The sequence below is a fragment of the Stakelama flava genome, from assembly GCF_019351405.1.
GTDB classification, from domain to species: domain Bacteria; phylum Pseudomonadota; class Alphaproteobacteria; order Sphingomonadales; family Sphingomonadaceae; genus Sphingomonas; species Sphingomonas flava_A.
Genome location: NZ_JAHWZX010000010.1, coordinates 61,873 through 75,339, shown reverse-complemented (window position 1 = coordinate 75,339; position 13,467 = coordinate 61,873). Strand labels below are relative to the sequence as shown.

Sequence of the window (13,467 nt, the reverse complement as noted above, 5' to 3'; positions counted from 1 at the left end):
GCGTTAATCATCACCCGAACTGGTTAAGAATCGGTTCGCGAAGTACGATCAGCCCTGCCAGCACGATCGCCACGCCATAGGGTATCTCCAGCGCAGCATCGGATCGGCGGACATGTTTGTCGGCCAGCAGCAGCAGCGTCAGTACGCCGCCCAGCAACGACATCAGCACCAGCATCGAAACCAGCGGTTGAATCGGCAGCCACAGCGCCAGCGCGCCGAGCAGCTTCACGTCACCGCCGCCCATCTGCCCCAGCGCGAAGGCGATTGCGAAGAGCAGCAGCACGCCCAGCCCCAGCGCGAATTGCAGCGCCATTCCCGGCCATAGCGGCAGGCCGATCGCCACCCACCACAGCGGCGCGAGCAGCGCGATCGCGGCGTTTTTCCAGTTCGCGATTTCGCGGTGGCGCACATCCTCTATCCCCGCGGAGACGAGTAGGACGACCAATATGGTCAACAGCGCAGGAACAAATATCTCCCCCATGGGCTGGCAGCCCTAGACGAAGCGGCTTTCCAAAACGTAACCGGGGACCATGGCATCATCCCTTTTGTACCGGCGCGCCATTCCCGCCGATGCGCGCATTTCCCGCTGGCAGGCGCCGGGCGGCTGGATGCTGCGTACTTTCGAATGGCCGGCCGGTGGGGAGGACGCCCCGCGCGGCAGCATCCTGTTTCAGACCGGGCGCGGCGACATGTTCGAAAAATATCTCGAACTCTTCTCGCACTGGCATGCGAAAGGATGGGCGATCAGCGCGTTCGACTGGCGTGGGCAGGGCGGATCAGGACGGCTGGCCGACGATCCGCATTGCGGCCATATCGATGATTTCGCGACCTATATTTCCGATCTAAAAGCATTTTACCGCGACTGGCGCGAGCGCGCTGTAGGCCCGCGAATCGTGATGGGCCATTCGATGGGCGGCCATTTGGTGCTGCGGGCGCTGGTGGAGGGCGCGATTCGGCCCGATGCCGCGGTGCTGATCGCGCCGATGTTGGGGTTGAAAACCCCGTTCGGCGCGCGGCTGGCCGAATGGCTGGCCAGGCTGCTCGGCAATGTCGGGAACAGTGCGCGTCCCGCGTGGAAGCGCAATGAAAAGCCGAATACGACCGAAAGTCGCCAGGCGCTACTGACTCACGATGGCGATCGGTATTCGGACGAATTGTTCTGGCAACAGGCAAAGCCCGAATTATTGACCGGTCCGCCGAGCTGGAACTGGCTGATCGAGGCGTTCCGCTCCTGCCGCGAACTGCGCGCCAATCGGGCGCTGTCCCGCATGGATGTTCCGCTGCTGATGCTGGTGGCGCGCAACGACGCATTGGTCGACCCCAAAGCAGCACTGGCGATCGCGGCGAAGCTGCCCGATTCGCGTACGGTGCGTTTCGGCCCCGAAGCGGCGCACGAAATTCTTCGCGAGGTCGATTCGGTGCGCAATCGCGCCATCGGCGAGATCGATCTTTTTCTCGACGCACGCGCGGGGCGCAGGTGAGCCGGTTCGATATCGCAATCGTCGGGGCCGGCATGGCGGGCGCGAGCCTGGCCGCGGCGATCGGCAAGCGCGCGCGTGTCGTGATGATCGAGGGGGAGGCGCATCCCGGCTATCATGCGACCGGGCGATCCGCCGCTTTCTGGTCCGAAATCTATGGCGGGCCGGGGGTGCAGCCGCTTACCACCGCTTCGGGACCTTTCCTGCGCGATCCAGCGGCTGAATATGGCGGGGAGAGCTTCCTTGTCCCGCGCGGAGAATTATGGATTGCGCGACGCGGCGATTGTGCACCGCTCGACACTCTCGGCCGCGCTTTCGCAGACAGCGATGTCGCGATGGAACGATGCGATCCTGCGCGCTTCGTCCCGGGTATAAGCGATGGCTGGGACGAAGGGCTGTACGTGCCCAGCTGTACCGATATCGACGTTGCGCGCCTGCATCAGGCGTTTTTGAAGGTTGCCCGACGCACGGGCGCGCAATTGCGCTGCGATTCGGCATTGGTGGCGGCGAATCGCGAAATAGGGTGCTGGCGCCTGATCCTTGCCGATGGCGAAGCGGTGGAGGCGGATATGCTGGTCGATGCCGCCGGTGCATGGGCCGATCCCGTCGCGCGGATGGCGGGTGTCGCGCCGGTCGGCGTGCAACCCTATCGTCGCACCGTGATACAGTTGCGCGTCGATCCGCCTGCGCCGGATACCCTCCCGCTGGTGCAGGATGCGCGCGGCCAATTCTATTTCAAGCCGGAGCCGGGCGGGCGGCTATGGCTGTCGCCGCATGACGAGACCCCGATGGATGCAGGCGATGCCGCGCCGGACGAGATCGACGTAGCGCTCGCCATCGACCGCCTGAACCAGGTCGTCGACTGGCGCGTCGAAGCGGTCGAGCGCAAATGGGCGGGCCTGCGCAGCTTTGCTCCCGATCGCTTGCCGGTGTATGGGTTCGCGCCCGATTGCGACAATTTCTTCTGGTTTGCAGGCCAGGGCGGCTTCGGAATCCAGACCGCGTCCGCCGCTGCATGGATCGGTGCGGCGCTGCTGCTCAACGCGCCGCTGCCCGATCCGGTGTCGGCCATCGATGTCGCGCGTTATTCCCCCGCCCGCTTTCGCGACTGAGCCATATAAAGGAGCGCCCAACATGGCATTTCCCCAACCCTATGCCGCCGATGCGAACCGCTATGACGGCCGCATGCCCTATCGCCGCTGCGGACGGTCGGGGCTCGATTTGCCCGCGATCAGCCTTGGCCTGTGGCAAAATTTCGGTGGCGAGGATGTGTTCGAAACCGGCCGGGCGATGCTGCGTCGCGCGTTCGATCGCGGTGTCACCCATTTCGACCTCGCGAACAATTATGGCCCGCCCTATGGCTCGGCGGAGGAAAATTTCGGCAGGGTCATGGCGAGCGACTTTGCGGCGCATCGCGACGAACTGGTCATTTCGACCAAGGCGGGATGGGATATGTGGCCCGGCCCCTATGGCGATATCGGCGGATCGAAGAAATATCTGATCGCAAGCTGCGACCAAAGCCTGAAGCGGATGGGGCTCGACTATGTCGACATCTTCTATTCGCACCGCGTCGACCCGAAGACACCGCTGGAAGAGACGATGGGCGCGCTTGCGCAGATCCACGCGCAGGGCAAGGCGCTGTATATCGGTATCTCCAGCTATTCGCCCGAACTGACCAAAAAGGCCGCGGCGATCCTGGCCGAATACAAGGTGCCGTTGCTGATCCATCAGCCCAGCTATTCGATGCTCAACCGCTGGATCGAGGAGGAATTGCTTTCGACGCTCGACGATCTCGGCACCGGCTGCATCGCCTTTTCGGCGCTGGCGCAGGGGATGCTGACCGACAAATATCTGGGTGGCGTGCCACAGGATTCGCGTGCTGCGAAGGCCGGGTCGCTCGACAGCGACATGCTGAGCGACGCCAATATCGAACGGCTGCGCGCGTTGAACGACATCGCGAAAAGTCGCGGCCAAACGCTCGCGCAAATGGCGATCGCATGGGTGCTGCGGGATTCCCGCGTCACCAGCGCGCTGATCGGCGCACGCACCGTTCAACAGCTCGACGATTCGCTCGACGCGGTGAAGAATCTCGATTTCAGCAAGGACGAGCTGGCCGGGATCGACGCGCATGCGACCGAGGGCGGGATCGACAAATGGAAGGTCTCGTCGGAGGTCGAGGCCCTGCCGACGCGCTGAACCATCGTATTCCTGCGAAAGCAGGAATCCAGAGCCATAGACGCTGCGCTCCAAAACCCTGGGCTCCTGCCTGCGCAGGAGCACAAAGTCTACGTCTCACCCGTCATCGCGATCGCAAGCTAATGCAATCCATTGGCGACGTCCGCGCTCGATTGCTTCGTCGGGTTCGGCGTCTCGCAATAACGAATCGGATTTCCCTATCGCGCCGTGCTCATCGAATAGGGCCGCGCCGCCGGTGCCGTCCCCCATTGCTTGTTTGGCGCTGCCTGCATGGTGAAGTGCAACCGCCCGCCATCCATGATCTCACCTTGCGTGATATAGGTGCGGCCAAGCGGCTTACCGTTCAGCGTGACCGACCCGACATACGGATGCGCATCGTCCATATTGTCGGCGGTAACGGTGAAGTCCTTGCCATTGGGAAGGCTCACCACCGCCTTGTCGACGAACGGCCGTCCGATCGCATATTGCAGGCTGCCCGGCGTCACCGGATAGAAGCCCAGCGCGGTGAACATCAGCCATGCCGACATCTGACCCAGATCGTCATTGCCAGACAGGCCGTCGGGCGTCGGCTTGTACTGCGTGTCGACAATCTGTTTCAGGCGGTTCTGCGTCTTCCACGGCGCGCCCGCATAATCATACAGATAGGCGACATGGTGGCTGGGTTCGTTGCCGTGAATATATTGGCCGATCAGCCCCGCAATATCCTCGGCATGGCTGTAATCCAGTTTCGAATTGTCGAATTCAAACATCTGGTCCAGCTTCTTCACGACCGCCGCATCGCCGCCCATCGCCTGAAACAGTGCGGCCTGATCCTGCGGCACGAACCAGCTATATTGCCACGCATTGCCTTCGGTATAATCTGAGCCATAGTTGATCGCGGTCGGATCGAACGGGGTGCGGAAATCGCCGTTGGATTTGCGCGCGCGGACGAACCCGGTTTTCGGGTCGAACGAATTGCGCCAATAGCCCGCGCGCTTGTAGAACCGCGCCGCGATATCGTCCTTCCCCAGTTTCTCCGCCATCCGTGCGATGGTCCAGTCGTCATAGGCATATTCGACCGTTTTGGATGCCGCTTCGGGCTCATGATCGATCGGAACATAGCCCATCGCCATATAGTCTTTCAGGTCGCCATAGGGGCCATAGGTCGCGCTGGCGACCATGGCGTCCAGCGCCTTGTCGGCGTCGAACCCACCAATCCCTTTCAGATACGCATCGGCGATGATCGGGACCGCGTGATAGCCGATCATCGTCCAGGTTTCGCGACCCTGGAACTGCCATACGGGCAGGATGCCGAACGGGCTGTCCTGTTGGCTGGCCAGCAGCGATTCGATGATCTCGTTATTTACCTTTTCGGGCTGGATCAGCGTCATCAACGGCTGTTCGGCGCGGAACGTGTCCCATAACGAAAAGGTCGATCGGAAGGTGAAGCCATCGGCCTGATGCACTTCATTGTCCGGCCCGCGATAGCGCCCGTCGGCATCGCCCGCGACCGATGGCGCGATCAGGCTGTGATATAGCGCGGTATACAGGTTGGTCCGCATCGCCGCGGGCGCATCGATTTTGACCCGGCCCAGCGCTTTCGTCCATGCGGTGCGGGTTTCGTCGCGTATCGCGTCAAAATCGCCCGTTTCGGCGTAAAGATTGTTGAGCGCCCCCGCTTCATCGACCGAGGAGATCGCAACCTTTACCTCCAGCGGCTTGGTCAGCGTCCCGAAATCGAGCTGCGCGACCAGCGCGCGCCCCTGCTTCGCCTCCACCGCGTCGGTGCCGCGGCCGGGGCCTTGAAACCCCTTGTACGTCACGTCCTGTTCAGTGCTGACAAAGCGGTGCGCCGACAACGGGGCGGAGAAACGCATCGCGAAGCACAGTTTGCGGTCGGGCGCCCAACCGCGCGTCTGGCGGCATCCGGTGATCGTGCGGTCGTCGCGAAGCCGGATCGACGACCACAGGGTCTTGCCCGGATAGTTGTAGAGCGAGGTGCGCAGATCGAACACCAGATGCGCCGCCTTGTCCGCGGGGAAGGTATAGCGGTGGATGCCGATGCGCGTTCCCGCCGTCATTTCCGCACGAACGCCGTAATCGGACAGGGTGACCGCATAATATCCCGGTTGCGCGACTTCGCTGTCATGGCTGAAGCGCGAACGATAACCCGATGCGGGATCATCGCCGCTGCCGGGTTCCAGCTTCACTGTGTCGCCCGACACCGGCATGATCAGGAAATCGCCCAGATCCGAATGGCCCGCGCCCGAAAAATGAGTGTGGCTGAACCCCTGAATCGTCGGATCGTCGTAGCGATAGCCCGCTGCGTGGCCGTAACAGTCGCGCACGGTGCAGGTGGTGTCGGTATCCGGCGACAATTGCACCATGCCGAACGGAGCCACCGCGCCGGGGAAGGTATGGCCTTCGCCGCCCGTTCCGATGAACGGATCGACCGATTGATAGGCGCTGCGCGGGTCGGGATCGGCAGCGCTTTTGGCCATGACGAGGGCGGGAGCGCAAAGCGCGGCGATGCTGCCGGCGGTAACGGCGGTGCGGAAAAATCTGGTCATGCCCTGCTTAGAGCAAGTCCGGTGCCGGGAGGGAAGGGGAAAGCGCGCCGGGGGAACAGGTGATTCGCCGCACTTACGCTTCGCTGAACCGTCGCCTGTAGAAATACCTAATTTCCGGTAAAGGCGGGGGCGACTATCGGGAGAAAACTCACATTCGCGGAGATGATATGCCCCCCGCCGCCGTCATTGCCGAACCCGATGCCGATTTGACGAGTCCCCCGATGTCGAATGACAAACCCAACGGTTCGATTTCTTCCGACATTACGGGCAGCGAAACCGCCAATTTCGTGTTGATGGAGTTGCGGCTGGGGCTGGTCAGTCCGGCATTCGTGCGCCAGTGGATCGGCGAATTGCGCGGCGAGGGGTTCGACCGCCTGGCCGACGCGATGGAGCGCGAACTGAACGCCGGGTGAAGAACTGAACAATGGCAGGGCAAAGGCTGGACCCGGCATTTCTCGGCCGGCGCGCGATGGAAGAGGCGCGCGCCGCCGCCGACGCGAACGCCGCGCCCGACGCGGCGATCCATTCGTGCCTGTCGCTCAGCTATATCCGCGCATGCAGGCAGCAGTTGAAGGATGCCGATCAGTGCAGCCGCTGCCCGGTGGCGGAGCAGTGCGCGCGCGCCTCGGTCGATTCAAGCGAAGCATTCCGCCGCGAGGATATCGTACGGACTGTCGCGAAACGGCCCGATGTTCGGGCAAGGCCGATCCGCTTCGTTCGCCGCCGCCATCGTCGATAATTCCCGTCACCGCGCGGCGATTGCAGCGTCGCTTGCCAGCTGGTCGGCGCGTTCATTGTCGGGGTGACCGGCATGACCCTTTACCCAGACCCATTCGACGCGATGCGGTTTTGCGGCGGCCAGCAGTTCCTTCCACAGCTCGGCGTTTTTCACCGGCTTTTTCGCGGCCGTCTTCCAGCCGTTTTTCTGCCAGCCGTGAATCCATTTGGTCAGCCCGTCCATGACATATTTGCTGTCGGTGGACAGGGTGACGCGGCACGGCCGCTTGAGTGCGTTGAGGCCCTGAATCGCGGCCATCAATTCCATGCGGTTGTTGGTCGTGTTCGGTTCACCGCCCGACAGTTCCTTCTCACGATCGCCGATGCGCAGCAGGACGCCCCAGCCGCCCGGTCCCGGATTGCCCTTGCACGCGCCGTCGGTCGCGATCTCGACATGCGGAAGCTCGCTCATGCGAACGGGTTCGCAGCCGCATAGCGGTGATAGCGGTTGAGATAGGCGATCGGGTCCTTGCGCGTCACCAGCGCATCCGCCGGGGTGTTTAGCCAGTCCCAGGCGCGGCTCAGGAAAAAGCGAAGGCACGCTCCCCTTGCGAGCAGCGGCAGCGCTTCGCGTTCGGCCTCGCTCAACGCAAAGCGCGACCGGTATCCGTCGAGCAGCGCATTCCCGATATTGGCGTGCAGGGTTTCGCCGCTCGCGTCAAACGCCCAGGCGGTATGCATCACGGCCAAATCGTAGGCGCGAAAATCGGTGCACGCGAAATAAAAATCGATCAGCCCGGTGACCGTATCGCCCAGCATCAGCACATTGTCCGGGAAAAGGTCGGCATGGATCGCCGCACGGGGCAGGGCGTCGGCGGCGGGCCAGCCCGACAGCACCTCCTCCACCATCGCCGCCGCTTCGGCATGAAGGCCGGGACGAATGCGGTCGAGGTCGTCGCCGCATTTTTGGAACAGCGGCTTCCAGCTTTCGACTCCCATCGAATTGTGCCTGTCGCGCCCGAAATCGGTTAGCGCATCGTGCATCCCGCCCATCGCCGCGCCCGCCGAACGGGCCTGTGCCGGGGTCGGATGGCTGACCGAAACGCCGGGCAGGAATTTGATGAGGCAGGCGGGTCGGTCGCAAAGCTCGTGTATCTCGCGCCCTTTGCGATCCGGAATGGCGGGCGGCACCGGCTGCCCCTGATCGGCAAGGTGATCGAGCAGCGCCATGAAGAAGGGCAGGTCATTCGCCGCCACACGCTTTTCGTACAGCGTCAGGATGAAGCGCCCGCCGGTCGTTTCGACCAGGTAATTGCTGTTTTCGACCCCTTCGGCGATGCCCTTGGCCGATACGAGTTCGCCGACATCGAAGCGTTGCAGGAACGCTGCCAGCGTTTCCGCCGGAACCTGTGTATAGACTGCCAAAATGCTTCCCCCGAACGCGCTGTCTCAGGCGGCCTGAAGCCCGCGCGGCGGTTTGAAGGTGATATTCTCTTCCGCGGTGCGCACTTCGCGCTCGGTCACGTCGAACCGGGTGGCGATATGGTCGACCAGTTCGCGCACCAGCAGTTCGGGGGCAGAAGCGCCCGCGCTGATGCCCAGCGACCCGACGCCCTCCAGCCATGTGAAATCAAGGTCAGTCGCACGCTGGACCAGTTTGGCATCGGTGCCCTGCCGTTCGGCCACTTCGACCAGTCGAAGCGAATTGGACGAATTGGGCGCACCGATCACCAGCACCAGATCGACCGAGGAAGCGATCGCCTTTACCGCCGCCTGCCGGTTGGACGTGGCGTAGCAGATATCGTCGGCTTTCGGCGCGATGATCGTGGGAAAGCGCGCCTTCAGCGCTGCGACCGTCGCCGCGGTATCGTCGACCGAAAGCGTCGTCTGGGTCAGAAACGCCAGATTGTCCGGATCGACGGGCGTCAGTTTTTCGACATCTGCGGCTGTTTCCACCAGCGTCATCCCGCCACCGGGCACCTGACCGAACGTCCCGATCACCTCCGGATGGCCGGCATGGCCGATGAACAGGATATGCTTGCCCGCCGCGACCAGCCGTTCGGCCTGACGATGCACCTTGCTGACCAGCGGGCAGGTGGCGTCGACATAGGTGAGTCCGCGTTCCTGCGCTTTTTCCGGCACCGCCTTTGGCACGCCGTGCGCGGAAAAGACGACGGGAACGCCGTCGGGCACCTGATCGAGCGTCTCCACGAAGACCGCCCCTTTGGCGCGCAGCGAATCCACGACGAATTTGTTATGGACGATCTCATGTCGGACATAGACCGGCGCGCCATAGCGTTCGATCGCCATTTCGACGATCTGGATGGCGCGATCGACGCCGGCGCAGAAACCGCGCGGTGCGGCGATCAGAAGTTCGATTGTCGGTTTGCTGTCGGCCATGACGCAGCTCTCTACGCGATTGCTTGCGTGCGCGAAAGGCGCTTCCTATGATGCGCGCCGCTTCAGCGGTCGTCCCGTACGGGTGCGGCCGCCCAGTTCAGAAAGGTGTACCCGACCGTGATCTCCCGCAAGACCGGAATGTTTTTCGCCCTCGCGCCGCTCGTGATCGCAGGGGGATGCGCCAAGGAAGGGCAGATCGATCCGTCGGGCGGCATCACCGCGATGCGCTCCGCCTGCCCCGAAGTCGGGGTGCCCGCCGGCACCGGCGACATCACGCTGTTCAACCCGAAGGACAGCCGGCTCGCCTCGGCGATCGACGTGACCGCGACGATCACCAATGTTCGCGCCGCCTGCAACGACAGCGGCGACCAGGTGGTGAGCCAGGTGACCTTTGATATCGAGGCGCGGCGCAGCGACACGTCGGCCGCGCGCGACGTTACCTTCCCCTATTTCATCACCGTGGTTCGCGGCGGTACGGCAGTGACTGCCAAGCGAGTGGCGCAGGCAAGCGTGCATTTCGCCGCCGGTCAGGCGCGAGCGCAGGTTTCGGCGCAGGGAAGTAGCGTGATTGCGCGCAGCGCCGCTACGCTTCCACAGGATGTGCGCGACAAGATCACGCAAAAGCGCAAGGCGGGCGATGAAAACGCCGCGGTCGATCCGTTGAGCGATCCGGCAGTGCGGTCGGCGGTCGCGCGCGCGACATTCGAAACACTGGTCGGATTTCAGCTGACCAGCGATCAGCTGAAATACAATCTCACCCGGTAAAAAGCGCGCGCCGACATTTGTCCCCGATTGACTTCCGGCCGGGATATGTAGAAAACTTTATATGTCGATGCCGGGAAACCGGCTCTGGCATGCGCGGGAGAGTCTCCGGGTGAAAATCCGGAGCGCCGAAGGAGCAACCGCCCCGGAATCTCTCAGGCCAAGGGACCGCGCGGCCACGACACTCTGGAAAGCGAGCCGGTACGTTTCGTCGCCGTCTCCACCGAAGGGGTAACCCCAACCGGGGGAAAGCTCTCAGGTTCCGTGACAGAGGGGGCGATGAAACCAGGCCGGCCTGCGGCAGGTTCATCGCATTGGCTGTTTACGGAGGACCGATTGCGCGAGGAAGTTACCGAAAGCCAGCCGGCACTATTGCCGCTCGATGCATGGCATCGCGCCCGTGGTGGCCGGATGGTGCCGTTCGCCGGTTATGAAATGCCCGTCCAGTATGAAGGCATCATGGCCGAACATCTGTGGACACGCGAATCGGCGGGCCTGTTCGATGTCAGCCATATGGGCCAGCTCGTCTTTTCGGGCGACGGTGCGGACGCCGAGCTGGAAAAACTGCTGCCCGGCGACGTAAGGGCGCTCAAGGCCGGACGGATGCGCTATTCGCTGCTGCTGAACGAAGCGGGCGGAATCCTCGACGATCTGATGATCACAAGGCTTCCCGAAGGCCATCCGTTCGGCGAAGCGGGCGCAGACGACCTCTACATGGTCGTCAACGGCGCGGTGAAGTTCGACGATATCGGCACGCTGCGCGAACATGTCGCCGACCGGATTACGATCAACCATATGGAAGATCGCGCACTGCTGGCGCTGCAGGGCCCGAAGGCGGTCGATGCGCTGGCGCGGCTGGTGCCCGGCGTCGCCGATCTGGTCTTCATGCGTGCGGGTGCGTTTGACTGGCAGGGCGTGCCGCTTTGGATCAGCCGGTCGGGCTATACCGGCGAGGACGGGTTCGAGATTTCGCTGCCCGGCGATGCTGCCACGGTTTTTACTGATGCGCTGCTCGAACAGCCCGAGGTGAAGCCGATCGGGCTGGGTGCGCGCGATTCGCTCCGGCTGGAGGCGGGGCTGCCGCTTTATGGTCACGACCTCGATCCCGAAATCACGCCGGTTACGGCCGATCTGGGCTTTGCACTGTCGAAGCGGCGGCGTGAGGAGCGCGGATTCGCCGGCGCGGATCACATCCTGGCCGAGCGCGAAAACGGTGCCGTCGCCAGACGCGTCGGCCTGATCATCGACGGGCGTCAGCCGGTGCGCGAAGGCGCCGATGTGCTCGACGGCGAAGGATCGATGGTCGGTCGCGTCACTTCTGGGGGGGTCGCGCCCAGCGTGGGAAAGCCGATCGCAATGGCCTATGTTCCCGTCGCCATGGCCGCCCCCGGCACCGCCATTACCGTATCGCAGCGCGGCAAGGTTCACCATGCCACCGTGGCCGCAATGCCTTTCGTCCCCCACCGCTATGTTCGTGCAGGAGCATAACCGATGACCCGTTATTTCACCGAAGACCATGAATGGATCGACGTTGACGGCAGCACCGCCACCGTCGGAATCACCGATTACGCGCAGGGGCAGCTGGGCGACATCGTTTTTGTCGAACTCCCCGACGAAGGGAAGCGCTTCGAAAAGGGCGATGAAGCCGCTGTTGTCGAATCGGTAAAGGCGGCATCCGACGTCTATTCGCCGATTTCTGGCACCGTCGTCGAACTGAACGGCGATCTGGAGGACACGCCCGCCCTGGTCAACGACGACGCGGAAGGCGATGGCTGGTTTTTCAAGCTGGACATGGCCGATGCCGGCGAGCTGGACGGCCTGATGGACGAAGAAAAATACGGCGCGTTCGTTTCCAAGCTTTGAACCGTCCGCTCCGGCGGAGGCGCGGAGCCGTGAAACCAGTTGTGATACATGCGAACGGTCCCGGCCTCCGCCGGGGCCACGGGAATGTTTATGCGATATCTACCGCTGACCAATGACGACCGGCAGGCGATGCTTGCGAAAGTCGGCGCGTCCACCATCGACGATTTGTTCGTTGATGTGCCTGAAATCGCACGGCTGAACGGGACGATTCCCGATCTGCCGATGCATGCGAGCGAGATGGCGGTGGAGCGCCATTTGTCGAAACTGGCGGCGAGGAACCTGACCGCGGGCGACGGGCCGTTCTTCCTGGGATGCGGCGCGTACAAGCATCATGTCCCGGCCAGCGTCGATCACATCATCCAGCGCGGCGAATTCCTGACCGCCTACACCCCCTATCAGCCCGAAATCGCGCAGGGCACGCTGCAGATGCTGTTCGAATTCCAGACGCAGGTGGCGCGCCTGTTCGGCACGGAGGTCGCTAACGCATCGATGTATGACGGTTCGACCGCCTGCTGGGAAGCGGTCGTGATGGCCGGCCGCGTCACCAGGCGCAAGCGCGCGATCCTGTCATCGGGGCTGCACCCGCATTATGTGTCGGTGGCCAATACGATGGCAAAGTTCACCGGCGACACGCTGGTCACCGGAACGCCCGCCCTGACCGCCGAGCCGGACACCGATGCGCTGATCGAACAGATCGACGACGACACCTCGTGCTTGGTCGTGCAATATCCCGATATTCTGGGCCGCATCGGCGATATGACGAAACTGGCGGAGGCGGCGCATGCCAAAAAGGCGCTGCTGATCGCGGTCGTCACCGAACCCGTCGCGCTGGGCGCGATCAAATCGCCGGGCGAGATGGGTGCGGACATCGTGGTCGGCGAAGGCCAGTCGCTTGGCGTCGGTTTGCAGTTCGGCGGGCCGTATGTCGGCCTGTTCGGCTGTTCGCAAAAGCTGGTGCGCCAGATGCCGGGCAGGCTTGCCGGCGAAACGGTCGATGCCGAGGGCAAGCGCGGCTATGTCCTCACGCTTTCGACGCGCGAACAGCATATCCGCCGCGAAAAGGCGACGTCGAACATATGCACCAATTCGGGGCTGTGCGCGCTCGCTTTCTCGATCCACATGACCTTGCTGGGGGAGGCGGGGCTTCGCCGCATGGCCGCGCTCAGCCACGCCATGGCGTGCCGCACCGCCGATGCGCTGACGAATATACCGGGCGTCGAACTGGTCAACGATCATTTCTTCAACGAATTCACCGTGAAGCTGCCCGGCGAGGCGCGTCCCGTGGTGCGCGCACTGGCCGACAAGGGCATTCTTGCGGGCGTATCGCTCGGCCGCTTGTATCCGGCGGAAGGCGCGCTCGCCAACGGTCTGGTCGTCGCGGCGAGCGAGATGACGACGCAGGAGGATATCACCGCCCTTGCGCAAGGGCTGAAAGAGGTGCTGGCATGAGGCAGTGCCCCGCTTTGTCCGTTCGCGCCGAGCTTGTCGAAGCGCCGTATTTT

Annotated in this window: 14 protein-coding genes and 2 riboswitches; of the genes, 9 read left to right on the top strand and 5 right to left on the bottom strand. The window is 63.2% G+C overall.

All coding sequences use genetic code 11. The features are described from left to right. Nucleotides 1–10: 10 nt before the first annotated feature. The gene (locus KY084_RS11520; RefSeq protein WP_219238621.1) at nt 11–481 is read right to left on the bottom strand and encodes an A24 family peptidase; all 471 of its coding nucleotides are present in this window, start codon (nt 479–481) and stop codon (nt 11–13) included. A gap of 49 nt (nt 482–530) precedes the next feature. Between KY084_RS11520 and KY084_RS11515 the strand changes: the two genes are divergently transcribed. Genes KY084_RS11515 through mgrA form a run of 3 tightly spaced genes read left to right on the top strand, consistent with a single transcriptional unit; the run spans nt 531 to nt 3,674 of the window. Continuing rightward, a complete protein-coding gene (locus KY084_RS11515) occupies nt 531–1,481 on the top strand; it encodes an alpha/beta fold hydrolase (protein WP_219238620.1) in 951 nt (316 codons plus the stop codon). Continuing rightward, the gene (locus tag KY084_RS11510) at nt 1,478–2,590 is read left to right on the top strand and encodes an NAD(P)/FAD-dependent oxidoreductase (RefSeq protein ID WP_219238619.1); all 1,113 of its coding nucleotides are present in this window, start codon (nt 1,478–1,480) and stop codon (nt 2,588–2,590) included. The genes KY084_RS11515 and KY084_RS11510 overlap by 4 nt, the downstream gene beginning before the upstream one ends. Before the next feature lie 22 nt (nt 2,591–2,612). Further along, a complete protein-coding gene (mgrA, locus tag KY084_RS11505) occupies nt 2,613–3,674 on the top strand; it encodes an L-glyceraldehyde 3-phosphate reductase (protein WP_219238618.1) in 1,062 nt (353 codons plus the stop codon). 197 nt (nt 3,675–3,871) lie between these two features. Here mgrA and KY084_RS11500 read toward each other — a convergent pair whose 3' ends face one another. Then, nucleotides 3,872–6,154, bottom strand: a complete 2,283-nt coding sequence (locus KY084_RS11500; protein WP_246587076.1) for a GH92 family glycosyl hydrolase — start codon at nt 6,152–6,154, stop codon at nt 3,872–3,874. Nucleotides 6,155–6,390: 236 nt separating this feature from the next. Here KY084_RS11500 and KY084_RS11495 point away from each other — a divergent pair, with 236 nt between their 5' ends. After that, nucleotides 6,391–6,636, top strand: a complete 246-nt coding sequence (locus KY084_RS11495) for a hypothetical protein (RefSeq protein WP_219238616.1) — start codon at nt 6,391–6,393, stop codon at nt 6,634–6,636. 11 nt (nt 6,637–6,647) lie between these two features. Next, nucleotides 6,648–6,962, top strand: coding sequence for a hypothetical protein (locus tag KY084_RS11490; protein ID WP_219238615.1), 315 nt, complete (start codon nt 6,648–6,650; stop codon nt 6,960–6,962). 6 nt (nt 6,963–6,968) lie between these two features. On the opposite strand, the gene rnhA is transcribed toward KY084_RS11490, so the two are convergent. From rnhA to ispH, 3 genes are read right to left on the bottom strand one after another with little or no spacing between them, the layout of a single operon-like run. Then, the gene (gene rnhA, locus KY084_RS11485; RefSeq protein WP_219238614.1) at nt 6,969–7,412 is read right to left on the bottom strand and encodes a ribonuclease HI; all 444 of its coding nucleotides are present in this window, start codon (nt 7,410–7,412) and stop codon (nt 6,969–6,971) included. Next, entirely contained in the window at nt 7,409–8,365 is a 957-nt protein-coding gene (gene thrB / locus KY084_RS11480; RefSeq protein ID WP_219238613.1) for a homoserine kinase, read from the bottom strand. The genes rnhA and thrB overlap by 4 nt, the downstream gene beginning before the upstream one ends. Before the next feature lie 24 nt (nt 8,366–8,389). Next, a complete protein-coding gene (ispH, locus tag KY084_RS11475; protein ID WP_219238612.1) occupies nt 8,390–9,340 on the bottom strand; it encodes a 4-hydroxy-3-methylbut-2-enyl diphosphate reductase in 951 nt (316 codons plus the stop codon). Between the two features lie 138 nt (nt 9,341–9,478). On the opposite strand from ispH, the gene KY084_RS11470 reads away from it, so the two are divergent. The 4 genes from KY084_RS11470 to gcvPA all read left to right on the top strand — a co-directional run bounded on the left by KY084_RS11470 (nt 9,479) and on the right by gcvPA (nt 13,414). After that, a complete protein-coding gene (locus KY084_RS11470) occupies nt 9,479–10,105 on the top strand; it encodes a hypothetical protein (RefSeq protein ID WP_219238690.1) in 627 nt (208 codons plus the stop codon). Nucleotides 10,106–10,189: 84 nt separating this feature from the next. Next, nucleotides 10,190–10,283: riboswitch (glycine riboswitch) on the top strand. A 1-nt stretch (nt 10,284) separates the two neighbouring features. Then, nucleotides 10,285–10,377: riboswitch (glycine riboswitch) on the top strand. Between the two features lie 61 nt (nt 10,378–10,438). Beyond that, nucleotides 10,439–11,590 carry a glycine cleavage system aminomethyltransferase GcvT gene (gene gcvT / locus KY084_RS11465; RefSeq protein WP_246587066.1) on the top strand — a complete coding sequence of 384 codons (1,152 nt, stop codon included), beginning with the start codon at nt 10,439–10,441 and terminating at the stop codon, nt 11,588–11,590. Between the two features lie 3 nt (nt 11,591–11,593). Then, entirely contained in the window at nt 11,594–11,965 is a 372-nt protein-coding gene (gcvH, locus tag KY084_RS11460; protein WP_219238610.1) for a glycine cleavage system protein GcvH, read from the top strand. A 90-nt stretch (nt 11,966–12,055) separates the two neighbouring features. Further along, complete coding sequence (gene gcvPA, locus KY084_RS11455; protein ID WP_219238609.1) at nt 12,056–13,414, top strand: aminomethyl-transferring glycine dehydrogenase subunit GcvPA; 1,359 nt, start codon at nt 12,056–12,058, stop codon at nt 13,412–13,414. The last annotated feature ends 53 nt before the right edge of the window (nt 13,415–13,467 follow it).

What these genes read in the sequence shown, in the direction of transcription:
- KY084_RS11520 (WP_219238621.1), bottom strand. Translation starts at nt 481, where the DNA reads ATGGGGGAGATATTTGTTCCTGCGCTGTTGACCATATTGGTCGTCCTA.
- KY084_RS11515 (WP_219238620.1), top strand. Translation starts at nt 531, where the DNA reads ATGGCATCATCCCTTTTGTACCGGCGCGCCATTCCCGCCGATGCGCGC.
- mgrA (WP_219238618.1), top strand. Translation starts at nt 2,613, where the DNA reads ATGGCATTTCCCCAACCCTATGCCGCCGATGCGAACCGCTATGACGGC.
- KY084_RS11500 (WP_246587076.1), bottom strand. Translation starts at nt 6,154, where the DNA reads ATGGCCAAAAGCGCTGCCGATCCCGACCCGCGCAGCGCCTATCAATCG.
- KY084_RS11495 (WP_219238616.1), top strand. Translation starts at nt 6,391, where the DNA reads ATGCCCCCCGCCGCCGTCATTGCCGAACCCGATGCCGATTTGACGAGT.
- KY084_RS11490 (WP_219238615.1), top strand. Translation starts at nt 6,648, where the DNA reads ATGGCAGGGCAAAGGCTGGACCCGGCATTTCTCGGCCGGCGCGCGATG.
- rnhA (WP_219238614.1), bottom strand. Translation starts at nt 7,412, where the DNA reads ATGAGCGAGCTTCCGCATGTCGAGATCGCGACCGACGGCGCGTGCAAG.
- ispH (WP_219238612.1), bottom strand. Translation starts at nt 9,340, where the DNA reads ATGGCCGACAGCAAACCGACAATCGAACTTCTGATCGCCGCACCGCGC.
- KY084_RS11470 (WP_219238690.1), top strand. Translation starts at nt 9,479, where the DNA reads ATGTTTTTCGCCCTCGCGCCGCTCGTGATCGCAGGGGGATGCGCCAAG.
- gcvH (WP_219238610.1), top strand. Translation starts at nt 11,594, where the DNA reads ATGACCCGTTATTTCACCGAAGACCATGAATGGATCGACGTTGACGGC.
- gcvPA (WP_219238609.1), top strand. Translation starts at nt 12,056, where the DNA reads ATGCGATATCTACCGCTGACCAATGACGACCGGCAGGCGATGCTTGCG.